This window comes from Streptomyces sp. NPDC050743, from assembly GCF_044456925.1.
In the GTDB taxonomy this organism is placed as follows: Bacteria; Actinomycetota; Actinomycetes; order Streptomycetales; family Streptomycetaceae; genus Streptomyces.
Genome location: NZ_JBITGJ010000030.1, coordinates 44,280 through 67,257, shown reverse-complemented (window position 1 = coordinate 67,257; position 22,978 = coordinate 44,280). Strand labels below are relative to the sequence as shown.

Annotated in this window: 24 protein-coding genes and 1 pseudogene; 10 read left to right on the top strand and 15 right to left on the bottom strand. The window is 70.8% G+C overall.

Annotation, left to right across the window (positions count from 1 at the left end; all coding sequences use genetic code 11):
* Positions 1–15 precede the first annotated feature (15 nt).
* The gene (locus ACIBJF_RS26540; RefSeq protein WP_399177295.1) at positions 16–681 is read right to left on the bottom strand and encodes a nitroreductase; all 666 of its coding nucleotides are present in this window, start codon (positions 679–681) and stop codon (positions 16–18) included.
* Between the two features lie 342 nt (positions 682–1,023).
* Between ACIBJF_RS26540 and ACIBJF_RS26535 the strand changes: the two genes are divergently transcribed.
* The 3 genes from ACIBJF_RS26535 (at position 1,024) to ACIBJF_RS26525 (ending at position 3,916) form a co-directional block, all read left to right on the top strand.
* Complete coding sequence (locus ACIBJF_RS26535; RefSeq protein ID WP_399177294.1) at positions 1,024–1,755, top strand: SDR family oxidoreductase; 732 nt, start codon at positions 1,024–1,026, stop codon at positions 1,753–1,755.
* Positions 1,756–2,132: 377 nt separating this feature from the next.
* Positions 2,133–2,735, top strand: coding sequence for a hypothetical protein (locus tag ACIBJF_RS26530; RefSeq protein ID WP_399177291.1), 603 nt, complete (start codon positions 2,133–2,135; stop codon positions 2,733–2,735).
* Entirely contained in the window at positions 2,732–3,916 is a 1,185-nt protein-coding gene (locus ACIBJF_RS26525) for a YbhN family protein (RefSeq protein WP_399177289.1), read from the top strand. Before ACIBJF_RS26530 ends, ACIBJF_RS26525 begins: the two co-directional genes overlap by 4 nt.
* Here ACIBJF_RS26525 and ACIBJF_RS26520 read toward each other — a convergent pair.
* On the bottom strand, positions 3,815–4,417 hold the full coding sequence (locus ACIBJF_RS26520; protein ID WP_399177287.1) for a TetR/AcrR family transcriptional regulator: 603 nt from the start codon (positions 4,415–4,417) through the stop codon (positions 3,815–3,817). The two genes, ACIBJF_RS26525 and ACIBJF_RS26520, sit on opposite strands and share 102 nt — an antisense overlap.
* Positions 4,418–4,524: 107 nt before the next feature.
* On the opposite strand from ACIBJF_RS26520, the gene ACIBJF_RS26515 reads away from it, so the two are divergent.
* Entirely contained in the window at positions 4,525–5,748 is a 1,224-nt protein-coding gene (locus ACIBJF_RS26515; protein ID WP_399177284.1) for an ABC transporter permease, read from the top strand.
* 134 nt (positions 5,749–5,882) lie between these two features.
* Here the strand turns inward: ACIBJF_RS26515 and ACIBJF_RS26510 are convergent, their stop codons facing one another.
* Both ACIBJF_RS26510 and ACIBJF_RS26505 read right to left on the bottom strand, forming a co-directional pair.
* On the bottom strand, positions 5,883–7,277 hold the full coding sequence (locus tag ACIBJF_RS26510) for a hypothetical protein (protein ID WP_399177281.1): 1,395 nt from the start codon (positions 7,275–7,277) through the stop codon (positions 5,883–5,885).
* Positions 7,274–8,053 (bottom strand): alpha/beta fold hydrolase, encoded by a 780-nt coding sequence (locus ACIBJF_RS26505; RefSeq protein WP_399177280.1) that lies wholly within the window; start codon positions 8,051–8,053, stop codon positions 7,274–7,276. Before ACIBJF_RS26505 ends, ACIBJF_RS26510 begins: the two co-directional genes overlap by 4 nt.
* Positions 8,054–8,420: 367 nt before the next feature.
* Here ACIBJF_RS26505 and ACIBJF_RS26500 point away from each other — a divergent pair, with 367 nt between their 5' ends.
* Entirely contained in the window at positions 8,421–9,143 is a 723-nt protein-coding gene (locus ACIBJF_RS26500; protein ID WP_399177278.1) for a 4a-hydroxytetrahydrobiopterin dehydratase, read from the top strand.
* A 29-nt stretch (positions 9,144–9,172) separates the two neighbouring features.
* On the opposite strand, the gene ACIBJF_RS26495 is transcribed toward ACIBJF_RS26500, so the two are convergent.
* The gene (locus tag ACIBJF_RS26495; RefSeq protein ID WP_399177277.1) at positions 9,173–9,952 is read right to left on the bottom strand and encodes an alpha/beta fold hydrolase; all 780 of its coding nucleotides are present in this window, start codon (positions 9,950–9,952) and stop codon (positions 9,173–9,175) included.
* 127 nt (positions 9,953–10,079) lie between these two features.
* Positions 10,080–10,532, bottom strand: coding sequence for a YbhB/YbcL family Raf kinase inhibitor-like protein (locus tag ACIBJF_RS26490; RefSeq protein ID WP_399177275.1), 453 nt, complete (start codon positions 10,530–10,532; stop codon positions 10,080–10,082).
* A gap of 127 nt (positions 10,533–10,659) precedes the next feature.
* On the opposite strand from ACIBJF_RS26490, the gene ACIBJF_RS26485 reads away from it, so the two are divergent.
* Positions 10,660–10,956: a hypothetical protein gene (locus ACIBJF_RS26485; protein WP_399177274.1), complete on the top strand. Its 297-nt coding sequence runs from the start codon at positions 10,660–10,662 to the stop codon at positions 10,954–10,956.
* 37 nt (positions 10,957–10,993) lie between these two features.
* Here ACIBJF_RS26485 and ACIBJF_RS26480 read toward each other — a convergent pair whose 3' ends face one another.
* Positions 10,994–12,013, bottom strand: coding sequence for an RNA polymerase sigma factor RpoD/SigA (locus ACIBJF_RS26480; protein ID WP_399177272.1), 1,020 nt, complete (start codon positions 12,011–12,013; stop codon positions 10,994–10,996).
* A gap of 201 nt (positions 12,014–12,214) precedes the next feature.
* Between ACIBJF_RS26480 and ACIBJF_RS26475 the strand changes: the two genes are divergently transcribed.
* On the top strand, positions 12,215–13,546 hold the full coding sequence (locus tag ACIBJF_RS26475; protein WP_399177271.1) for an erythromycin esterase family protein: 1,332 nt from the start codon (positions 12,215–12,217) through the stop codon (positions 13,544–13,546).
* An 8-nt stretch (positions 13,547–13,554) separates the two neighbouring features.
* On the opposite strand, the pseudogene ACIBJF_RS26470 reads toward ACIBJF_RS26475, so the two are convergent.
* From ACIBJF_RS26470 to ACIBJF_RS26455, 4 genes and pseudogenes are all read right to left on the bottom strand, one after another.
* Positions 13,555–13,665: pseudogene (locus tag ACIBJF_RS26470) on the bottom strand (phosphoribosyltransferase); the annotation flags it as partial.
* Positions 13,666–13,678: 13 nt separating this feature from the next.
* The gene (locus ACIBJF_RS26465; protein WP_366488361.1) at positions 13,679–14,065 is read right to left on the bottom strand and encodes a DUF2267 domain-containing protein; all 387 of its coding nucleotides are present in this window, start codon (positions 14,063–14,065) and stop codon (positions 13,679–13,681) included.
* Between the two features lie 127 nt (positions 14,066–14,192).
* Positions 14,193–14,315: a hypothetical protein gene (locus ACIBJF_RS26460; RefSeq protein WP_399177268.1), complete on the bottom strand. Its 123-nt coding sequence runs from the start codon at positions 14,313–14,315 to the stop codon at positions 14,193–14,195.
* Between the two features lie 98 nt (positions 14,316–14,413).
* Entirely contained in the window at positions 14,414–15,559 is a 1,146-nt protein-coding gene (locus ACIBJF_RS26455; protein WP_399177266.1) for a hypothetical protein, read from the bottom strand.
* 111 nt (positions 15,560–15,670) lie between these two features.
* Here ACIBJF_RS26455 and ACIBJF_RS26450 point away from each other — a divergent pair, with 111 nt between their 5' ends.
* A complete protein-coding gene (locus ACIBJF_RS26450) occupies positions 15,671–16,417 on the top strand; it encodes a hypothetical protein (RefSeq protein ID WP_399177265.1) in 747 nt (248 codons plus the stop codon).
* Positions 16,418–16,508: 91 nt separating this feature from the next.
* On the opposite strand, the gene ACIBJF_RS26445 is transcribed toward ACIBJF_RS26450, so the two are convergent.
* Entirely contained in the window at positions 16,509–17,528 is a 1,020-nt protein-coding gene (locus tag ACIBJF_RS26445) for an urea transporter (RefSeq protein WP_399177264.1), read from the bottom strand.
* Positions 17,529–17,672: 144 nt separating this feature from the next.
* Between ACIBJF_RS26445 and ACIBJF_RS26440 the strand changes: the two genes are divergently transcribed.
* On the top strand, positions 17,673–17,918 hold the full coding sequence (locus tag ACIBJF_RS26440) for a Smr/MutS family protein (protein WP_399177262.1): 246 nt from the start codon (positions 17,673–17,675) through the stop codon (positions 17,916–17,918).
* A gap of 10 nt (positions 17,919–17,928) precedes the next feature.
* On the opposite strand, the gene ACIBJF_RS26435 is transcribed toward ACIBJF_RS26440, so the two are convergent.
* From ACIBJF_RS26435 to ACIBJF_RS26425, 3 genes are read right to left on the bottom strand one after another with little or no spacing between them, the layout of a single operon-like run.
* Positions 17,929–18,951 (bottom strand): TolB family protein, encoded by a 1,023-nt coding sequence (locus ACIBJF_RS26435; RefSeq protein WP_399177260.1) that lies wholly within the window; start codon positions 18,949–18,951, stop codon positions 17,929–17,931.
* A gap of 23 nt (positions 18,952–18,974) precedes the next feature.
* A complete protein-coding gene (locus tag ACIBJF_RS26430; RefSeq protein WP_399177258.1) occupies positions 18,975–20,324 on the bottom strand; it encodes an MFS transporter in 1,350 nt (449 codons plus the stop codon).
* A 24-nt stretch (positions 20,325–20,348) separates the two neighbouring features.
* Positions 20,349–21,197 (bottom strand): glycosyltransferase, encoded by an 849-nt coding sequence (locus ACIBJF_RS26425; protein WP_399177256.1) that lies wholly within the window; start codon positions 21,195–21,197, stop codon positions 20,349–20,351.
* Positions 21,198–21,537: 340 nt separating this feature from the next.
* On the opposite strand from ACIBJF_RS26425, the gene ACIBJF_RS26420 reads away from it, so the two are divergent.
* Entirely contained in the window at positions 21,538–22,977 is a 1,440-nt protein-coding gene (locus ACIBJF_RS26420; protein WP_399177255.1) for a sugar transferase, read from the top strand.
* Position 22,978 lies beyond the last annotated feature (1 nt).

Genomic DNA, 22,978 nt, shown 5'->3' with positions numbered 1-22,978 from the left:
TCGACCACTGACCGGCTAGCCCTGGACGAAGGTGACCGTCTCGTCGAGCGGTGCCCGGCCCGTACGGGCGTAACCCACCGCGCCGTCCTCGAACCCGATCGCCATGCCGCAGTAGAGGATGAGCCCGTCCGGGGGCGACAGGACCTGGGCGACGGTCTTGCGATACACCGACCACGCCATTTGCGTGCAACTATGCAGCCCTTCGGCGCGGAGCAGCAGCATCACGGTCTGCAGATACATGCCGACGTCGGCCCATTGGGGCGGGCCCATGTCGCGGTCGATGTAGCAGAACAGGGCGGCGGGCGCACCGAAACAGTCCCAGTTCGCGGCGGCGGCCCTCTGGCGCGCCTCCCCGTCCTCGCGCGAAATACCGAGTGCGCCGTAGCGCTGCTCGGCGAAGGCGGTTCGGCGCTCGCGGTAGGGGGACTTGAGTGCGGGTGGGTACATCTCGTACTCCCGCTCGTCCCAGGGGTCGCCTGCGGCCACGCGCTCGCCGGCGAGTTTCTTCAGCTCGGCCAGCGGCCCACCGGTCAGGACGTACACGTGCCACGGCTGGAGGTTCGATCCGGAGGGCGCCCAAGCCGCGGCGGTGAGGACGCGCTCCAGCACCTCCCTCGGGACTTGCCGGTCGGTGAATCCGCGCACCGCCCGTCGGCTCCTGACCGCCTCATAGACGTCCAAGATCGCCCACCTTCCTATATGCCCGTATTCTAGCCAATTGGTAATTAGAGTCGGGCGCTGTGCCCGGAAAGCCCATGTCGCCCGGTCGCCTTCACCAGTGCAGGGAGGGAACCATCCGCACCCGCGGCGGGGGAGGAGCCGCCGGCAGGCCCAGCCCCCGACCTCTACGGCACCTGCGTGGATCTCGGGCCTGCCGGTGCGGTGGTCACGAGGGATCGTGTCGCCTGGTCCCGCCGCTCCCTTGCGGTGCGGCTAACGTTCAGGCGCATCGACGCCTTGCGAGGGCGTATTTGGTGCATAAAGTTACGTACTGGACGTAGCCATCGGGAGATGGGCGGCACCATGAAATTCGCGGTCATCGGCGGAACCGGGCTGATCGGGTCACGGGTCGTGGAGATCCTCGACGAGGCCGGCCACCAGGCCGTCCCGCACTCCCCGGCCACAGGCGTGGACCTCGTGACCGGCCAGGGCGTCGAGGAAGCCGTGGCGGGCGTCGATGTCGTCATCAACCTGACGAACTCCCCGACCTTCGGCGAAACCTCGCCTGCCTTCTTCCGGACGTCGATGGACAACCTTCTTGCCGCGAGCGCGAAAGGCGGCGTCGGACACTTCGTCATCCTCTCGATCGTCGGCGTGGACCAGGTGCCCGAACTGGACTACTACCGGGCCAAGGTGCTTCAGGAAGACATCCTCAAGGCCGGCCCGATTCCGTACTCCATCGTCCGCGCCACGCAGTTCATGGAGTTCGTGGACGCGATCCTGTCCTGGACCACCGACGGCGAGATCGTCCGTCTGCCGCGTACGCCGCTCCAGCCGATCGCCGCTGCGGACGTCTCCCGCATCGTCGCCGAAGTGGCCGCCGGTACCCCGCTCAACGGCGTCCTCAACATCGCCGGACCCGATGTCTACCCCCTCGACGAAATCGGCCGGCTGACCCTCGCCGCCAAAGGCGACGGGCGCTCCGTCATCACCGATGACACCGCCGGCATGTACGCCGTCGTCCACGGTGACGTCCTCACCGCCGGGGGCGACGCCCGCATCGCCCCCACCCACTACACGGACTGGCTCTCCTGAACCGGCCGGCGAACCCGGGAAGCGGAGGCGGCGTTCCAAGTGACCGCGCCGGCATGAAAGGGCCCCGCCCCGCGATGTCCGCTACGGCCTCTCACGGGGACGGGGCCGCCCGCCTTCCTTGCTCAGTGAGGCGGGCCGCGGGCGGCTGTCCCCTGACGCCCGCCCCCTGACAGTAAAACGAACGATTGTTTTTTACAACCCAGGCAGCCAACAAAACGAATGTTCGTCTTGACTCGGCCTCACCGGAGCCTCTAGGGTGGGGTGATGAAAAAAAGGAACGTTCATTCCGTCTGGCGAGGACTGTGCTGGGCCGGAGCCAGGCGCCCGGTCCGGCGTTCCCCGGCCCCCTCACACAGACTCCCTCCAGGTGACTCACCATGATCTACTCTTTGGGGCTGCCCCCACGCCCTGATGAGGATCCCCCGTATCGCGATCTCCATCGGCAGGACACGGAACACGGCAACGACCAGAGCGGGTCCAGCAGCTGGCTCTACAGCAGGCGCCGCGGAGGGTGGGCCGGCGCCTGTCTGCCGCTGCACCTCGAAGACGCCTTCTTGGTCAGCCCGGACACTGAGGAACTGATCGGCGGGCGGGCACGCTTCCGTATATCCGACTTCGGCACATCCGGCCGTGACCGGCGGCCCTGGCGGCATTCGGCAGACCTCAAGCACCAACTGGCAGGAACCAGCGGGGAGCTGCGGCTGGTCCGCAACTACGACGGCGACCAGAGCGCCGCATGGGAAGAGGTCACCGCCATGCTGACGCTCAACGGCATCACCGATGCCGTCCCTCTTGGCCGGTTGAATGTCGTCGGTCCTCTGCCGTCGATCGCGGGCGGCGGGGGCCATGTTGCAGCCGTAGGCGTTGACGTGCCATTTCGTGCCCGCGTATGGGGCCTGGCCCTCCCCAGGCAGACGTGGTGCCACGTGCACGTGGAGGGGTTGGTGCGCTTGCTGCCCCAGTGGCCGGTGCAGCGATGAGCAGCGCGCACCAGGCCGAGCCGGGCGATCGCGGACACGACCGGATCGCGGCTTCGAGGGCGAAAGTCCGGGCGGAACAGGTGGACGAGGGCGACGGTTCCGCATCCCGGTCACGCTCTCGGCCACGTGTCGTGCTCACCATGGGCGCCGTCGTGGTGTTGCTGTGTACCGAGCTGGTGTTTGTCGCGCCGTACGCGCGTCGTGCGGCACACCAGCTGTCCCACGCTCAACCCGCCTGGTTTCTGCTGGCTGTCGCCGCGGAGATGGTGTCGATGGCGGCCTTCGCCCGGCTGCAGCGCCTGGCGCTGAGTACGGGCGGGCTGCGAGTGAGACTGGGCGCTGCGGTTTCCGCCGTGTTCGCCGGGAACGCTCTCAGTGCGACTCTGCCCGGCGGCAGCCTGGTGTCGATCACCTACCGGACACGGCGTATGCGTACCTGGGGTGCCAGTGTGCCTTTGATCGGCTTTACCCATGCTGCCACCGGTGTTCTGTGCGCGGCCGCACTTGTCGTGCTTGCCGGGATCGGCGGGACTCTGGCCGGGGACAGTGCCCAGCTTGCGGGGGCGGCCATTCGACTTTCAGCGGCTTGTGTCGTCACCGTCGCCGCGCTCGCGCTCGTGCGGCGCACCCATGTGCTGCGCCGGCCGGTGAGCGCTCTGCTTCGTGTGTGGCAGAGACTGCGGCGCGGCAAGGACGGGCAGACCTCGGCCGATGGCCTGCTGGGGGAGTTGGCTGCCATGCGGCCTCCAGCTCGCTTCTGGGTCCTGGGGCTTGGCGCTGCCCTGATCAACTGGGCCGGCGATCTCGTGTGTGTGCTCGCCGTGTGCCATGCGGTGGGCTCGGCCCCGGCCTCGGACAAGGTGCTGCTCGCCTACGTCGCCGCGATGACGGCCGTATCGGCTCTACCTCTGTTGCCCGCGGGACTTGGCCCTCTCGACGCGGCTCTGGTCCTGACTCTGCATCACGGCGGAATGCCGATGGCGGCCGCCACGGCCGCTGATCTTCTTTACCGGACCCTCAACCCAGGACTGATCGGTGTCGCCGGGTGGACGGTCCTGCTCGTCCGACGACGTAGGCGGTCAGCGCGTGGCCGGATCCGGCCACAGAGCCCGCACCGCGTCGCCGACCCCCTCCACGAGCGTGGGGTCGAGCATGGCCGTCTGGAGGATGTAGCCGGGTAGGAAGCAGACCAGAGCGCCGGCGATCGACTCGGCAGTCACCTCCTCGGGCAGGGCGCCACTTTCCTGGTGCTCGCGCACAACCTCTGCGAGGTCGGAGCGCATCTGGGTCAGCAGGGTGCTGAACTGCCCGGCCAGCGTGGGGTTTCGCAGGGCCTCGGACCAGGCCAGCACCGCCAGCCTCGCGACGTCGTGTTCCGCGGATCGAGCTGACACGAGATCGAGGAGATCGGCGATGACCGCCCCTAGGGAACTCCTCGGCCGAGTTGTGGCGACGGTGTGGACCAGCGTCACGACCTCACGCATGTTCTCTTCCGCGATAGCCAGGATCATCTCGTCTTTGCTCGCGAAGTGCCGATAAACCGCGCCCGCCGAGAGTCCGGACTCTGCGAACAGATCCTGCATCGACGTCGAGTGGAATCCGTCGCGCAGGAAGCATCGCCGGGCCGCATCCAGAATCTGGGTACGGCGAGCGTCCATGTACTCCTGGGACACCTTGGGCATGGGGGCATCCTCTCCAAAGAAAAACGAATGTTCGCCTTGACCCGCTGTCGGCGAGCCTAGCAGACTGGATTCCTGGAGAACGATCATTCGTCTTTGGAGGCAGGACCGTGCAGACCCCGTTGGCGGGAAACCAGTCATGGCGTCGTGTGGCCATCATGGCAGTGGCATTGCCGCTGGTGATCTCACTGGCAGTGATGGCCTATGCGTGGCCTGCGGCGCGCATTGCGCCGCGTGACCTGCCGGTGGGGATCGTGGGCACGAGTACGGCGAGCCAGGGCGCGGTCCAGGGCCTGGCTCACAGCGAGCCGGGCGGCTTTGACTTCCGTCTTTACCCCGACGAGGCGTCGGCGCGGTCCGGTATCAGGGAGCGGGACGTGTACGGTGCCTTCGTCGTCACCCCCGGCAGTCTCACCGTGCTGGAGTCCACTGCCGCGAGCCCGACCGTCGCCCAGTTGCTGGGCAAGGCGGGCCAACAACTGGCCGCCCATGCATCCAAGGCGGCCGCGGACCGTGCTGCCTCGGCTGCCCACGGCACGTCCGCTCGCTCCAAGAGAGGCAAGGCCGGTGCCGAGAAGCCGGCGCGGATCCGAGTGGGGACGGTGGATGTCGTTCAGACCTCGGCAGATGACCCCCGCGGCGTCGTCTTCAGTTCGGCGCTTCTCCCGCTGACGATCTGCAGCATCATGATTGCCTTGGTCCTTGCGATGTCACTGCGGCTGCGACCCGTGTCGCGTCTCATGGCCTTGATCGTGATGAGCGGAGCGGCAGCCCTCGGGGTCTACGTGGTCGCCCAGGGCTTCCTCGGCGCACTGCCGCACGACCATCTGGCGACCTGGGCTTCCTTGGCACTCACCGTTTTCGCTATCAGCGCCACCACTGCCGGGGCAGTCGCGCTTGTGGGTTCGGCGGGGCTTGGGCTGAGCGCGGTGCTCATGGTCTTCGTCGGCAACCCGTTTTCCGGCAGCACATCCGCACCAGAGCTGCTGCCCAAGGCGGTTGATGACATCGGCCAGTGGCTGCCGCCGGGCGCCGGCGCGAGCCTCGTGCGCGGTACGGCCTACTTCAATGGCAATGACAGCGCGGGCCACATCGCTGTCCTTACCCTGTGGAGCGTGCTCGGACTGGCCGCCGTCCTGTTCGGCCACCGTGCGTCCCCCGTGGCGAAGGGCCCCGTCGCCAACGAGGGCGCGACAGCGGATACGGAGGGTACGGAGGGTTCGGCGAACGACGTCGCGACGCCCCATGTGCCGTCCGCCGAGGAGTCCTCACACTCGCCCGCACGCATCGATGTGCACGCACACGCGCACGCCCGACACGCCGCGGGCGCGTGATCAGCCGCCCCTTGCGGAGAAGGTGACGCGCTGCCTGGGCACGACCAGGACGACATCAACGGCCTGCTCGGTCTCAAGGTCGGCAGCGGCCGGCCACTGTGACAGTGCAAGTTGATCACGCCGTGCTGGGCGATTCATCGCACCGGACGCCAGACGATGTCGTCCCGGGCGGTGAGTGCCGTGACCGCGTCGGTAGCGGCGAGCGGTAGCGGCAGTGGATAGCGGGTGCGGATTTTGGTCAGTTCCCGGTGCGAGCGGACGAAGCCGGCGAAGTCGCGTGGGTATGCGCTGGCATCCACGCCGGTCAGGAGGCCGATCTTGCGGGCGCGGGCGGCCGTACGCTGCCAGTCCTGCGCGTGGGCCAGGCCGATGGAGTCGGTGCCGTGGTTGAACAGCAGGATCCGGATCTCGTCGCAGGGAGCGGAGGCGTCCAGGTAGGAGTCGAGGCCCGCGCGGGAAGCCTCCGTGCCGAAGACGGTCCAGTACGGCACCGATCCGGTGCGGAGGGTCCACCAGGGTTCGAGCAGGAGGAACGACTCGACCAGGAGTCGTCCGGTCGGCAGGCCGCGGTCCGCGTACCAGGCTCGGTGGAGGTCGGCCACGGCGGGGCTGAGCCGTTGTGGCGTGTCGAAGCGCAGCAGATGTGCATCGAGCCGGTGCTGTCCGGCGTAGGCGCGGATGTCATCGAGCAGCGCCGGATCCAGGCCCCATTCGGCTTCCGGGCTCTCGCCGTCGGCGGCGGGCGGGTCCCAATGGCGCGCCGGGGCGCCGTAGCGGGCGAGCAGGTCGGCGACGCGGGGCCCGCCCTGACGGTATTCCTCGGGGGTGGCGTCACCGAGGGCGCCGAATTGGAACACGTACCGGTCGTCGATCCTGGTGGTGGGCCAGCGCAGCGTGCAGTCGGCGATGACGAGCAGGCCGCCGGGGGCCAGACGGTCGCGGACGAACCGGCGGTAGGCGAGGGGGAGCCTGCGCCACTTGACCCGGAAGTACGTCATTCCCGCGATCATGAGGCGGTCCTGGTTGGGATCGTGCATGTGGTGCAGTACGAGGTCGGGGTTGGCCGCGAGCAGCGCCCGTCCGGACTCGCGGACGGCGGCCAGGTCGCCGCGTGGATCGTCCGGAGCGACGCCGCGACGGCGGACCGGCAGCAGCAGCGTCTGCGGCAGCCAGGCCGCATCGAGGGCGGCGGCCAGGTGCACCAGGGCGCCATTGGCGGACCCGATGAAGATCACCGGGTAGCGACGCCGGGGGTAGTGGCCGGTGACCCACTCGGCGAGGGCCTCCGAACGGACGTCGCCGACGCGGTGCCGCGGGATGGCCTCCGCCCAGCCGCTCGCCGCGTACAGCCGTTCCCGGGCCGCGATCGGCAGCCGGTTCAGGGCGCCGAGCACGCCGGACAGCGGCAGCTCGAAGACGGCGGGGAGCGTGCCGAGGGCCGGGGTGTCCCGCCCCGCGAGGAAACGCGACAAGGCACGCAGCATGCCGGTGGCCGAGTCGAACGAGGCGACCGCCTTGGACGCCTTCATGTCGCCGACCTCTGCTCCTGCGGCCCCGCCCGGTCGCCCGCGCATTCGTGGGCGAGGAAATCGGTGACGAGCCCGGCCAGCGAGTGCGGCTGCCGGTAGGGGACCATGTGGCCGGACTTCTCCACCACTGCCAGCCGTCCCGCAGGCAGCAGCCGGGTCACCTCCTCCGCCCACTCCTGGGGGACCATCCGGTCCTGCGCCCCGCGCACCACCAGCGTCGGCACGACGACGTGGGACAGCTTGTCCTCGATACGGTCGCGCAGCGACTCGGTGAACGCGCCGGCGATGCGGCGTCCGCCCGCGTCACGGTAATCGGCGAGGTTGAGCGGTGCCATCGAGAGGCGCTCGTGGGGCGCGTTGCGCAGCCAGCGCAGCAGCTGACGGAGGAAACCGCGGGCGGCCGGGTCGAGGGTCGGTCCCACGAGGACCAACCCGGCGATGCGGTCCGGATGCCGGACGGCGGCATCGACGGCCACCTGACAGCCGAAGGATCCGCCGAGGAGCACGACTTGGCCGAGGCCGACGGCGGCCAGCCACTCCGCGAGCGCGTCGGCCAGCGCCCGCAACCCCAGCGGGTGGCGCGGGCCGGCGCTGGCGCCGAATCCGGGGAGGTCGACGGTCCAGGCGTCGTGGCGATGGCCGAGGACCTCGATGAACGGCAGGAACTCCCGGCTGGAGACCCCGGCACCGTGGACACACACCACCGGCGGCCTGCGTCCGGCGATCCGCCAGGCCACCATCGGCCGGCCACTGACCTCCGCCGTGATCCGTTGCATGATCCATCCCTACCCGGAATCCGCAACGACGGCCACTGGGCCATCGACCGCCGGGAAAGGTGAGCACGCCGGACATGGCGGTTACTCGTCAGCGGCAACGGCGCCTCGGGGGAGGGGCGAGCCGCTGCCCGGGATGTCGTCGTCACGCCGTGCCGGCGCGCTTGCCGGACTACGACGGATGCGGCGATCCATGTTTGTTTCGCAGCGATATGTGCCGCGCGCTCGTGGAGACTTCGGCGTGTGCCGCGTACGGCGGTCTCGTCATCCCGTGTACGCGTCGATCCCACGGGCACCCGTGGAAACGCGGTCCTCAGGGCCGCCACCAGATCCCTCGGGCATGACCCCGTCCTCACCAGCGGGAGGCAGCATGATCAGCCATCGGCAACTGGTGGAAGAGGTGGCGTCGCGGACCCGGCTCGACGACACGGAGGCCGCCGACGCGGCCGTGCACCTGGTTCTCGCGGCGCTGAGCAGTCGATTGGACGCGCCGTGCCGTGAGCATCTGCGCCAGGCCGTGCCGGCCCATGAACGCGGGGCGCTGACGTACGGCGGCGAGGCGGCTGACGACTCCGCGATGCGGCTCGACGAGCTGCTGGCCGATGTGGCCCGGCCCGTGGACGCCACCTTGGAGCAGGCGCTGTTCCTGGCGCGGACAGTGGTCTGCCGGCTCACGGCCGAGGACACGGCCCTGGAGGCGGAACTGCAAGGCGCCCTCCCGGACGAGTTCGGGACGCTGTTCGCGGAGCCCGATCCGCTTCCGGAGCGGTCCAGCCGCGCCACGTACGCACCGGCCCCCCTCGGCGAGGAGGAGATCGCCGCGGCGCTGCGGCAGCGTCCCGGCTGGTCCGGTGACACCCGTGAGCTGTCCCGTACGGTGACGCTCCCGGCCGACCGGGTTCAGCTGCTGATGACCCAGGTCGAGCGCGCCGCCGACGACCTCGGTCACAGCCCCCGCACCCAGCGGACGGAGGACGGAGTGCGCTTCACCGTCCAGACCCGGTCCGTACAGGCCGTGACCCCGCTCGACCTGGAGCTCGCCGACCGGATCGACGACGCGGTGCTGGCGGTCGGCGGCGGGTCCGCAGGCTGATCAGCGATGGCCGCACGGGCCCGGCCGGCTCACCGGGCCCTTGCGGCCAGCACCCGTACCGGCTCGGACCAGGCATCCGGGAACGGCCAGGGGAAGGTGTGCGCCCCCGGCACTTCCAGATAAGTGCCGTCCGGCACCAGTGCGGTGAGCCGCCTGCCCCACTCGGGGGTGCTGATCCAGTCGTCCCGGCCGCGGATCACGAGCAGGGGCACCCGCAGCCGGGCGACCGCGTCTTCCAGGTCGTCCTCGGCATGGACCCGCGCGATGTGCACCATGCGCCGCAGTCCGGCCCGCTTCCACTCCGGACGGTGCGACTCGGACAGGCCGGAGGGCTCGTGCCGGGAGTCCAGCCGCCAGCGCAGCAGCAGTCGGGGCAGGGTGCCTGCGAAGGGGTCGACGGTGGGGCTCGCCAGCACCAGCGCGACGACGTTCGGCGCGGCCGTCGCCGCGCGTGCGGCGACCTGGGTCCCGCTCGAGTGACCCATGAGCACGGTACGGGCGGGACCCCGCGACCGCAGCCAGTCAGTGACCGAGCGGCCGAACTCCGGCACGTCGAGTTCGTGCGGCGGATCCCCGCTGCCCGCGAAGCCCGGCAGCTCCAGCAGATGCGCACGGGTCCACCGGCCGAGCGCGGCCAGCCCGGGCAGCAGGTAGTCGGCCACGCTCATGCCCTGCACGAGGACGACCTCGGGCATGTCCGGCCGCGGTCGTCCCACGGCACGACTGCGCATGCGGCCCAGCACGCCGTCGTGGAAGGCGATGTCGATCTCATCGGGGAAGGGCGGGCTGCTCCGGTCCGGAGGCGTCACGGAACATCACGCCCCGGGAGGCGGCAGCGGGTACATCGCCTCGGGGCAGGCGCGTCCGGACGTACGGCGTGGGGCGGCGGGCAGGACCGGGCGCCGACGGAGGTGACGGGCATGCCTGCCGCCGTCGTCAGCGCTGATACAGCCCGACGATGGTGCCGCTAGCCAGCTGCTGCCGGTCGAGAACGGCGTGTACGTCGTCGGCGGTGGCCCGGTCCGGGAGCGAGACCGGGGCGGGAAGGGCGTAGAGCCGGAAGAAGTAGCGGTGGGCCTCGTCGCCGACCGGGGGTTGCGGGCCGCCCCAGCCGCGCTCCCCGAAGCCGTTGCGATGCGCCTGGCTGCCCTGTGGTGTCTCGCCGGCGTCCAGGCCCCCGACGCGGGGGTCGATGCCGGTGACGAGCCAGTGCACGAAGGTCCCGGACGGTGCGTCCGGATCCTCGCACACCAGGGCCAGTTCCGCCGCGTCGTCCGGTATCCCGGACCAGGTGAGCGGTGGAGAGACGTTGTCCGCGTCATGGGCGTGGTGGCGCGGGATCATGGTGTGATCACTGAAGGCTGCGCTTCTGAGTTCGATACCGGCCATGCGACCGGAGTACCCCGGGCAGGCACGGGCATACGACCGAACCGCCCGGGATGACCGGGGAGGCGCGGGGTACCCGCCCGACCGACACTGCGGTGCGAAGAGACGAGGGGACGAGGAGATGACTGCGATGCGGTTCATCGGACTGCTCCTTCTCGCGGGCGCGGGCGCCTTCACGGCCCTCGCGATCGCGGGCAACCTGTCCGGCGGGCCCGATTACACGGTGTCCGTCCTCGATCACGACGTCGCCGCGATGAGCGGCCTCGCCGTGTTCAGCTCCGGACTCGCGCTGGCGCTCATCTTCTGCGCGGGCCTGGCGATCCTGGTGGGTGGGGCGGCACACGCCGGCCGGCACCGCGGCTCCCGGCCGCGCCGGACGCGGCCCACGACGCTCGGCGGGACGAGCGGCCCGGACGCCCGGGCCTGAACAGCGTTCGCGGGCGGGCAGCCCGAGTGGTGTGCCGTCAGCTCGCCCAGTCCAGCAGGCGTTCGCCGGTCTCGGGTGCCCGCAGCCGGCTGAGTGACTGCTTCTCCAGCTGGCGGACGCGTTCCCGGGTGAGTCCCACCTGGTCGGCCACCTGTTGCAGCGTGCGCGGATGCCCGTCGTGCAGCCCGTAGCGCAGGCTGAGGATCATGGCCTCGCGGGGAGCCAGCACACCCAGGGCGTCCCTGAGCTCCTCGGCGAGCGCCCGGTACTCGGCGACCTGCGGTGCCTGGAGTACGTCGGTGGCGGGGATGAGGTCGCCGACCACGGTCTCGCCGGTGTCGTCCACGGGTGTGTCCAGGCTCAGCGCCTGGCGCCCGACCCGGCGCAGCCAGGCGACCCGTTCCTCGTCGAACCCGCTCTCCCGGGCGACCTCGTCGTCGGTCGGCTCGTGGTCGAGGCGCAGCTGGAGTCGCCGTTCGGCTTTCGCGAGCTTCTGCAGCTGCTCCACGATGTGCATCGGCAGCCGTACGGTACGGGCGTGCTGGGCCAGGCCCCGTTCGATCGCCTGCCGGATCCACCAGGTGGCGTACGTGGAGAACTTGAAGCCCTTGGTGTGGTCGAACTTCTCCACCGCCCGCATCAGTCCGAGGTTGCCCTCCTGGATCAGGTCGAGCAGGGGCGCGCCCCGGTGGGCGTGCCGTTTGGCGATCGACACCACGAGCCGCAGGTTGGCCCGGATCATGTGGTCCTTGGCGCGCGTGCCCTCCCGTACGGCCGCCTCCAGTTCACGGCGCCGCGGTGGCGAGGGGGCGCCCTCACCGGTCTCGGCCCGCTCCAGCTCCTCTGCGGCGTGCACACCGGCCTCGATGGCCTGGGCCAGCCGTACCTCGTCCGCGGCTTCGAGCAGCGGGGTCGCGGCGATCTGGGCCAGGTACCGGCCGAGCAGATCCGGCTCGTCGCCGGTCTCCGGGACCCGGCTGCGCGGGCGTGCGGACCGGGCGGCGGCACGGCGGCGTTCTCGGGGGTCCGCCACAGCGGTTCGTGCCGGGGGCGGCATCGTTTCGGCCTCCGACTCCTGTCGCTTCGCCTCTGTGCTCCCAGAGGCGCTTTCGAGGGCGGGTACCCGGGCGCAGGCTCAGGACACGTGCGCTCCCGGCGCGCGGACGTCCCCTGGTGCCGGGGCGGGGCCGTCCGCACGCCGTTTCGGGCGCGGCGCCGCGGGAACCCGGTACGGGTTCCGCGGAAAGGGGAGTACGCCGTGCCCGACACCGACCTGGACCGCATCCACGGCCACGCCCTGCCGCTGACCGACCCGGCGTCGCTGGACCCGCTGATGGAGCGCATCGGCGACGCGCACTACGTGCTGCTCGGCGAGGCCTCCCACGGCACCGCGGACTACTACCGGCTGCGCGACGTGCTGACGCGGCGGCTGATCGAGGAGAAGGGCTTCTCCTTCGTCGCGGTGGAGGGCGACTGGCCGGACTGCCAGGCCGTGCACTGCTGCGTGGTCGGCGCGCCCGACGCGCCCGAGGATCCCGGCGAGGTGCTGGCGGGCTTCAGCCGCTGGCCGACGTGGATGTGGGGCAACACCGATGTGGTCGCCTTCACCCGGTGGCTGCGCCAGCACAACGAGGCTCTGCCGCCCGAGCGGCGCGTGGGCTTTTTCGGACTGGACGTCTACAGCCTGTGGGAGTCGCTGCAGGCGGTGCTGTCCCATCTGCGCGAGCACGATCCCGGCCGGGTGGAGCACGCCTTGGAGACGTTCCGCTGTTTCGAGCCGTATGCGCAGGACCCACAGGCGTACGCGCTGTCCACTCGTTACCTGCCGGAGGGCTGTGAACCCCAGGTGGTGTCTCTGCTCACCGAGCTGCGGCGGCGGGCCGCGCGGGCGGCCGCCCTTGACGGCTCGCTCGCGGAGTTCGCGGCCAGGCAGAACGCCGAGGCGCTGGCCGGGGCCGAGGCCTATTACCGGGTCATGCTCGACAGCGGGCCCGAGTCGTGGAACATCCGGGACCGCCACATGGCCGACACGCTGGACCGGCTGATGGAGCATTACGGCCCCGATGCCAAGGCGGTGGTGTGGGAGCACAACACCCACATCGGCGACGCGCGCGCCACGGACATGGCCGATGTCGGCGAGGTCAACGTCGGCCAGCTGGTGCGCGAGCGGCACATGGGCAGGGGCGTGGTGCTAGTGGGGTTCGGCTCGCACTCCGGCACCGTGATCGCCGCCGACGCGTGGGGCGACGTCCCCAGGGTCATGGGCGTGCCGGCCGCGCGCTCCGGCAGCCTGGAGGATCTGCTGCACCGGGCGCTGCCCGGCGAGCGGTCGCTGTTCGTCTTCCCGCATGTGCAGCTCCAGCACCCGCCCTCCTCGGGTCGGCGCGAGTGGTTCCACGAAGAGCACGGTCACCGCGCGATCGGCGTGGTGTACCGGCCGCAGTACGACCGCATCGGCAACTACGTCCCCACGGTGCTGGCCCAGCGTTACGACGCCTTCTGCTACCTCGACCGCACGCAAGCGCTCACACCGCTGCACCCGTTGGCGGAAGACAGCCGGGAGGAGCAGACCTGGCCTGCGGGCGTGTGACGCCACGACTGGTGGCGGACCCGGCGCAGTGCGGCACGCGCGGTGGCGCCGGTGGCCAGTCCGTCGTCGACGACGATGGCGGTACGTCCCGGCAGGTCCGGAGCCGGACGGCCCTGCCGGTCGAAGGCGCCGTCAGGTCAGCTCGGGATGGCCGAACAGCGCGGCGTATCCGCTCGGCAGCAGGCTCAGCAGCTTGTGCAACTCACCGCCCGAGACGGTGTCGCCCACGGCGGTGAGGACCACTTCCGCGTCCCTCCGGGCGGTCGCCTCGTCCTCGGCGGCGGCCCGGGCCACCTGGCGGACGAACTCCTGCACGCCCCAGGTGCGTCCGGTGTTGCCCACACCGGTGACGAATTCGCCGATCTCCAGGGGCAGCTGATCCGCCAGGTGATCCGCCGCGGTGGGCTGCAGCCGGTCGCCGAAAGTACAGAGAACGGCTTCGGTGACGCGGGTTGCCTCGTCGAGGTCGGCGTACTCTCCGTGCTCCCGCACAGTGGCGAGGAATTCGGTGGACGTCATGATTCGCTCCCCAGTGGTGCTCCCTGTGGCAGGTTGATCAGCGCCAGGCCGAGATCGGGGCGGCGGGTCTTGCCAACGCCAGATGCGGGACGGGGCCCTCCGCCCCGACGGCGATGTCCCCGAGCAGCTACAGCACCTCGCACTGTTCGCCGACCGGTATCCGCCGGCAGTCCTCGGCCGCGCGGTCGAACCAGCCGACCGTGGCCTGCGAGACCGCGGCCGGCGAGTCCCGCACCTGCTGCCACTCCATGCGCGCCCGGGTACCCGCGCCGTATGGCACCAACCGCCGTCCGGCGGCGGCCACGCCGGCGGGGCTCGCCGCTGCCGGGCGGCTTCCTCGCCGGGGTCCTACTGGGGACCGTCGCCCGGCACGGTCCGATAGCGCAGGAGGACACCCACTCCGTCGGTCACATCGATGCGGTCCGGCGGCAGCACGATCAGTTCGGCTCCGGTGCGGACGGCGGCGTAGAGCAAGGCCGCGACGACCGGTTCCTCCTGGACCGCGGACGCTCCGAAGGTCTCCAGGTCCGAAGCGGACAGTGCGATCTGCGGCGGCTCCGTGCCCAGCCACAGCCGCTCGGCGAGCCGGGCGCGGCGGTCGAGCAGCAGGGCTCGGGCCTGCCCCTGCTGCAGGGCGCGCACGGCCGCGCCGACGCCCTCCGATTGCCCGGGGTGGCGGGCGCGTTGCGCCAGGAACGTGTCCAGCTGCCTCTGGTCTGCCGCGTTCAGGCGCCCTTCCAGCACCCGAGCCGTATGCTCCTCCAGCAGGGTCGGGTCGGCGGCGGCCTCCGGGCCGGTGACGCAGTCGTCGTCCACCACCGTCAGACGGTCCCGCAGAGTGCGGGGCCAGCGGTTCACGAGCATGCCCGACGCCCAGGCGTCGTCCCGGGCCCGGCACAGCACGACCGACTCGGCGCGGTGCCGCTGCGCGAGGTCGCCGAGTTCCCGGGCGACCTCAGGGGCTGCGCGCCGCCATCCTTGGATCGGAATCTGGTGACTCAGCCGGTGCTCCGGCTTGACCCTGCCGGTGGGCCACCGCCCGGCCTCGGAGACGATCAGCACGTACTCGCCCGGGACACGGTCGCCGGTGCTCTCGTCCGGGGCCCACTCGTCGCCGCAGGTGAGGGCGACGGCCAGGTGCGGAATGTCCGGCGCATGCTGTACGGCCAGCGGCGCCGCGTCGGGAAGGGCGTCGAGCCGGGCCGTGTCCCGTACGGGCGGCTCGGGCAGCTCCTCCACCAGAGCGAGGTGCCCGTGCGCCGCGAACAGCGCCTGCCCGTGCCGTCCGGGCAGCGCCTGATCCGTGCCCACGGCCACTGCGAGAGCCGAGACGGTGGCATGGTCCGCTCCCTGGGCCAGCAGGGCGTTCCGCTGATGCCGCCAGCGCAGGTCGATGGCCCTGTCCGGATCGTCGGTGTCCCGCGAGGTGTCGAGATAGACGCTGGCCCACGGGCCGGATGCGCCGAAGAGGGGATCGAGGAACGCGAGCTTCACGGGGCCCGGGTACCCCCGAGGACATCCGACGGCACCCTGCCCCGGCCTGGCCATCGCTGACGGTACACGGGGTACTCGCTGGTCATCGGCTGTGCGGGGCGGTGAGCGGCAATGGCGAGCGACATCCTCGAACGAGGCGACATCTATTTCGTGTACCGGCCCCGAGTCGAACAGGAGCAGGCTCACGACATCGAGGACGTCCAGCGCTTCTTCGTGATCCTCCAGCCTTCCGGCAGCGACCGCAGCCGCCGCCTCGTCATCGGGCGCAAGCACTTGCCCCGGCCCGACGAACACGAGCGGTTCTGGGGCTTCGTCGACGAGGTGGCCAGTCGGCCCGAACCCGTGGCGGAGGACCTGCAGCGGCGGACGTACGAGACACGGACGCAGGGCGAGCGGACACAACCCGCGGCGAGGCCGGCGGGAGAAGGCCGCTACGCGATCGTCCGGCACGGCAGTCACACGCACCTGACGTACGAGCTCGAAATGCCCGCGCAGCCGGGCGCCGTCCAGAAGGAGCTGACCATCGAGCCCGAGGCGAGCTACATCCTCGCGGTGAAGAACCCCCGGGCGGGCGCGCCGGCCGGGGCCGGTCAGCCCCCGCGGCAGCGGGCCGACCTGCCGGGCGGCGATCAGGAACGGTTCGCAGGGCGACGGTTCACCGGCGCCGAGCCCGAGCTGCTCGACCAGGAGGGCACCGAGTTCATACTGATCGGCGCCGCCCACGACGTCGAGGAGGAGCTGGACGTCCAACTCGACACGGAGGCCGAGAACCCCGAGTGGGCCGACATCTTCCGCCGCCTCCACATGCCACGTGAGAAGCACCCGGTGGAACCGCTCACCAAGGGGGAGTGGCGTTAGGAGACCCCGGACGCACAGCCGGTGGGGAAGGTGCCGACGTCGGCCACCCAGCCGGAGCAGGCCGATGGCCCTGATCCCGGGATCCGGTGCGTCAGCCCGCGGTGGCCTGGTCGCAGTGGAGTGGCTCGGTGGGCCGGTTCGCGGTGCGGTGGGCGGTGGGGCCGGTGATGTGCGGCAAGGAGTGGGCGGCCGCCAGGAAGCCGAGCGTCGTCAGCACGAACGGCCACGTCAAGGGATGGCCGCCGGAGGGGGCGAGGAGAGCGGCGACGGCCGAGGTGAGGGCGGTCGCGGTCGCGGCGCCGAGCAGCGCGTACAGCAGTGTCGTCCGGGTGGCGGCCAGGAACACTCCGCAGAGGGCGAGCGCGACGAGAACGGCGTTGTAGCCCATCGTGCCGTCGGCGATCCGTGCGGCGGGCATGCCGAGCGCCCAGGCCGTCAGGATGCCGGTCGCGCTGCCGGCGCAGGCCACCCACCCGGCGACCCGGCTCGCCAGGAAGAGAGCGGCCAGCAGCAGGGCCCCCGCGTACCACTGCTCGATGAAGAAGACCTGCGACACGTTGTGGAGGAACGCTCCGCCCACGTCGCTCCATCGCAGGACCGTGGGTCCGGAGGCGGCGCGGGGCAGCGCGGCGATGCTCTGGTCGTGCGGCCAGATTCGCCGGAAGGCGGGCGCGGCCAGGGTGACCGCGCCCGCCAGCAGGCAGTGGGGCATGGTCAGGGCCGGCAGATCCCAGATCTGCAGCAGCCGGTTCATGGCCGCCGTGACGACGGTGACCACGAGGCAGGCTGCGGCCGCGAGCAGCGCCGTGGCCGGCCTGCCCGCGCCGAGGAACACGGCGAAGCAGAGGGCGACCAGGCAGGAGTTGAGGCCCTCCAGTCCCGTGCGCACCCGGTCACGGGGAGCACCCAGCAGGTGTGCCGCACCGGTTCCGAGGGCGGCACCGCCCAGTGCGTAGGCGCCGTACCGCCAGTCCGCCGTCGTCAGGGCGAGGGCGAAGACGGCGCCTGCCCAGGCGCTGTCCAGGAACATGACCTGGGCGAGGCCGCGCAGCACGCGGATGACGAACCCCGGACCGCGGCCGAGCGCCTTCAGCGTCACATGGCGCCGCATACTTAATCCCACCCCACCTTTTCCGCTTGGTGGCACTGTATTTCCACATAGCGGCATTACTGTACGGTCGGAGCGGGCACGTGGAAGCGAGGCGATGATGGATCGGTGCCCGGGCAGCCGTGCCGCATCACTGGGAGGTTCCGTATGCTGTCGCTCGATCTCCACCCGATCTTCCGCAACAACCGCGACATCGAACTGACGCTGCGTCAGTTCCTCTTCAGGGCGAACCATTCGGGCGAACCCGTTGCGGAGATCATTCCGGGCAAGGGCTCCGGGCGGCTCAGGGATCGCGTGCTCGCCTTCCTGGACCAGAAGCACATCAGGAAGTTGTACGTCCGGCGCGAGGTCGACACGGGCAACGCCGGACGCATTCTCGTCTACTTCCACTGATCGCGCGGCCCTACAGCGGTGCCGGGGAGGAAGCACCCGCGATCAGCAGACGGGGGGTTCCCGAGCCGTCCGCGGGCACGCTCCACAGGTCGCTGCTGCCGACCCTGCCGTCGGTGGGGAGGGCGTAGGCGACGGTGTGGTCGTCGAGCCAGGTGGCCTGGTCGTCCACACTGTGGCGTTCGGCCAGCGCCGTCTCGTGCAGGGTGCGCAGGTCGAGGACGTACTCGTGCCAGAGGTTGGTGCGGGACAACACCCGCTTCTTGAAGGCGACGCGCGTCCCGTCGGGGGAGAGTGACGGGCACTCCACGTTCTCGACCAGGGTGGTGACCGAATGCCGGGCGATCGAACCCCGGACCAGGTAGGTCTTGCCGGCGGTGTTGAGGGTGGCGTAGAAGGTGTCGTCGTCGGAGGCGAAGGTGACACCCCAGAAGTTGATGTCCGAGGCGTGGTAGGGCTTACCGTCCTTGACGATGGAGAACGTCTCCAGGCTGGGAGTCAGCCGCATGGTCCGGGTGTCCAGGATCGAGGTCCGGGTGGAGAAGAAGGCGGACGAATAGGACTCGCCGGAGACGAAGACGGTCCAGGCGGCGAAGCGCCCGCTGGGCGAGATCCGGGCCCGGCTGGGAGTGCCCGCGAGAGCGAAGGTGCGCCGGGTGCGCAGGCCGGCGTCCAGCAGCAGCGCGCGGTTGCTCTGCTTGAGGACACCGGGGTTGGACTGGAGGCAGATGCCCGTGCCGGCGGCCGCGTAGAAGCGCGCGCACTTCAGGGTCGAGGCGGTCCGCCCGCCCTTCGGGTCTGTGGACGGAACCGAGGCGACCGCGGTGCGGTGCGGTCCGGGGGCCGCGTTGACGAAGGCCAGACGGCCCTTCTGGTCGAGTGTCAACGTGCCCGCCCGGACGGCGGGATCGCCCGACTGCGGCCGGTTCGCCCGGTCCGCGCGGGCGGCGGCGTGCAGGACCACGCCGGTGCCCAGGCCCGCCAGGAGCAGGACCGCCGCGACGAGTATCAGCAGACGGCGGTGCAGCGTTGTCATCCGGATCCTTGTGGCTGTGATGGTCATCGGGTTTCGCCGGTCGGCCGCAGCACCACGCCCGCGACGGCAGCGCAGCACAGGAGGCCGACCGCCGAGCCGGCCAGCGCCGGGCCGTCTCCCCATGCCGTCCAGGCGGCGCCGAAGGCCAGTGAGCAGCAGAACCGGGCCAGCGCCTGGCTGGTGCCGACGATGGCCAGGCCGCTGGCGCGCAGATGCTCGGGCACGAGGCCGGCGAGGGCGGCCGGAAGCACCCCGTCCGTGGCCGCGTAGAAGGTGCCGTGCAGGGCGAGTACGGCGGGGGCGAGCAGCGGTGTGTCCGGGGCCCACAGCAGGAGGCCGTACGCGGTGAGCAGACCCATGTGCCCGGCGAGGAACACGGTGCGCCGCCCGGCCCGGTCGGCCAGCGCGCCGAGGGGCACGGCCAGCAGCAGGAACACGACGGCCGTGCCCAGCGGCAGCAGCGTGAACCACTCCTCGCCGACACCCGCACGCCGCTGCAGGAGCAGATACACGAAGGCGTCGCTGACGGTGGTCAGGCCGAGCAGCGCGGCACAGCCGGCCAGCGCCCGCAGCCGCGGCAAGCGCAGCAGCGCCAGCGCCTCGCGCACGGGCGGTCTGCCACCCCTCGCATCCGCCTTCCCGCCGGCCTCCACGGTCCTACCGGCTTCATCGATCGCACCCGCTGCGTCCCGCGCACCCGCTGCGTCCGTCGGCGCGCCGTGCCCTCCATCCGCCCCCTGCCGCCTGCCGGGTACGAACAGCACCAGCACGACCACGCCGAGCACGGCGACGCACGCGCTCACCCCGAAGACGGCGTCGTAACCGTCGGCCGCAGCGCGCAGGATGAGGAAGGCTGTCATGGGACCGAGCATCGCGCCGGTGGTGTCCATCGCCCGGTGTACACCGAAGGCCCGGCCCTGGTTCCCGGCCGGTGTGGCCAGGGAGATCATCGCGTCGCGCGGGGCGGTGCGCAGGCCCTTGCCGGTCCGTTCCAGGGCCAGAACCGTGCCGAGCGTGCCGAGGCTGCCGGCGAGCAGGAGCAGTGGCTTGCACAGCGCGGACAGGCCGTAGCCGAGCCCGGCCAGCAGCTTGTGGTCCCGCACCCGGTCGGCGAGGTGGCCGCCGGTGAGCTGGACCAGTGCGCTGACACCGTTGTACACGCCGTCGAGGGTGCCGAACCCCAGCGGGCTGAAGCCGAGAGTGGTGACGAGGTAGAGCGGCAGGACGGCCATGACCATCTCCGAGGAGACGTCCGTGATCAGGCTGACCGTGCCCAGCACGAGCACCACCGGGGCGACCTTGGCCCCCGGCCCGCGTCTTCGGCCCCGGTCGGTGCCCGCTTTGACGGGCGCGGAGCGGTCGGTGAGATACAAGACAAGGCTCCAGGTGCGGTGCGGTCAGTTCTGCCGGCTGCTCTCGTCCCGTAGCCAGGTGCCGAAGTCCTGTGCCCTGATGGCTTTCCGGGCCTTTCGCCGGGCGGCGACCGCCGCCCCGACGAAGACCACGACACCCGCGAAGAGCCTCGGCTCGCGGCGGAGCAGGTCCTTCAGGTCCGCCTTGCTCGTGCGCGCCGAGGCCTGTTCCGGTCCCTGATGCTGTTCGACCTGGGCGGTGGACACCGCGGCCCGGACCCGTCGTTTGATCAAGTCACCCCAGGTGCGCGGCGGTTGGATGACGACACTGGCCGCGCGGACCACGAGCCGCTCCCCGGGGGCGAACGCCAGGGACGCGGCCAGATCGTCCGCCATCAACGGCGGCAGCGCGGCGATCCGGGCCTGCCCGGCCTTGGAGACCGCGATGACGCCTCGGCCGAACAGCCCCTCGCGTACGGCGGGGAGCCGCTGCCACACCCGGTAGTAGGCACGCACCGGCCATGCGCAGGCGGCCAGCGGGATCCGCCGTTCGGGTGCGGTGGCGAGGATGCCAGAGGTGTCGTCGGTCAGGGGCTCGGTCAGCGCCCGTACGTCGGCGCCCGTGATCACGACGTCGGCATCCACGTAGAGCCGGGGGAAGCCGCGCGCGTGGTCGTCACCCGTCCTGAGGGCCGCGTGCTTGGAAGGGACGGGGGTCTCGACCACCCGGACGCGCGGGCCGCGAGCGGCGGCGATCCGTGCGGTGCCGTCCGTACAGCCGTTGCACACGACCACGATGTCGGTCTCGTCCTCGGGGGAGTCGGCCAGCAGCGAATCGAGGAGCCGGCCGATGACGCGTGCCTCGTTGTGGGCCGGGATCACGATGCTCGTCACCCGGGCAGTATGGCGGCGAAGTCGCCATTGCGCTGCGTGTTTCGTCCAACTGTTCCCGTGACTGCGTCCAGTGGTCTAGATTGATGACCGCCGGACCGGTTTGGGAGGGTGACTTGCAATTGACGGCATGTCATTGCACGGCGTCATGAACCGGATACGACACAGTAACCAACATGCTGGGGGCATGAGGCGGTTGGGGAACCGCTGAAGGCTTCCTTGTTTTCCAGTGCCGCTGTGCTGAGGAGACACATGCGGTGCTGATTCAGCCCTGGCTGCGCACTTGCGCTCACGTGTGCGATTGCGTGTGGTCAGGGGGAGCCGCGCATGTGGTGGGGGGCGCATGACCATTGAGGTCACGCATGAGCACCTGGATGTGGAACACAGACGTCCAGAAGTTCGCCGAAGACGTTGGGAACGGAAGTACCGGTTAACTCTGCTGGTCGCGGACGGCCTCGCAGCCGTCGCCGCTGCCCTGGTCATCCACGGGGCGTACGGCCGCTGGGCGGTGGCCCTGGTGCTGCCCCCGGCGTGGATCGTGGTAATGCTGGCCCACCGCTCCTACGACCGCAGCGCCCTCGGCCTGGGGACCGAGGAGTATCTGCGGGTGCTGCGCGGTGCCGTCGCCCTGCCGGCGCTGGCGGCCCTCGCGTACGGGCTGTTCACGCACGATGAGCACCTCCTTCACGACATGATCATGTCTGCGGTGCCGGCCGTCGCGATCGCCCTGCCGGTCCGGTACACCCTGCGCCGCCGGCTGCACCGGCTGTGGGCACGGGGCCGGGACCGGAGCACGACGCTGCTGGTCGGGCCGTCACCCGTCATCACGGAGCTGGTCGCCGTGCTGCGGCGCGGCGGCGTACAGGAGCTGCAGATCGCCGGTGTGTGTCTGAGCGATCCCCGGAACGCCGTGGAGATCGGCAAATTGGGGTTCCCCGTCCTCGGCGGCGTCGGCGACATGAACGACGTCATCCGGGCCCTGGGCATCACCACCGTGGTGATGCTCCCGGCGCCCGAGTGGGACGCGGCCGTGCTGCGCCGCATGGCGTGGACGGCGGCCGCGCAGGGCGTCGAATTCCTGCTGGCCCCCGTGCTGGCCGACGTCTCGGCCTCCCGGCTGGCGGTACGGCCCACCAACGGGGTCCCGCTGCTGCGGATCCAGGCGCCGAACCTCTCCCGGATGTCCCGGCTGCCCAAGGAACTGCTGGACCGGACGCTCGCGGCGGCGCTCCTGCTGTTCCTCGCGCTGCCCATGCTGCTGATCGCCCTGATCGTCCGGCTGGACAGTTCCGGGCCGGCGCTGTTCAGGCAGCAGCGAGTGGGCCGGTACGGCGACCACTTCACCATGCTCAAGTTCCGCACGATGCGTGCGGACTCGGAGGCCCTCCGGGCGGATCTGGAGCACCTGAACCAGAACAGCGACGGCCTGCTGTTCAAGGTGAAGGAAGACCCACGGATCACCCGGGTCGGCTCGTTCCTGCGCCGCAGCTCGTTCGACGAACTGCCGCAACTGCTCAACGTCGTCAAGGGCCACATGTCGCTCGTCGGCCCCCGTCCGCCGCTGCCCGAAGAGGTGGAGGAGTACACGCCGGACATCAAGCGCCGGTTGCTCGTCAAACCGGGCCTCACCGGACTGTGGCAGGTCAGCGGCCGCTCCGACCTGCCGTGGGAGGAGGCGGTCCGGCTCGATCTCGGATACGTGGACAACTGGTCGATGGGCCTGGACGTGTCGATCCTGGTGCGCACCGGGTCCGCGGTGGTGCGGGGAACGGGGGCCTACTGAT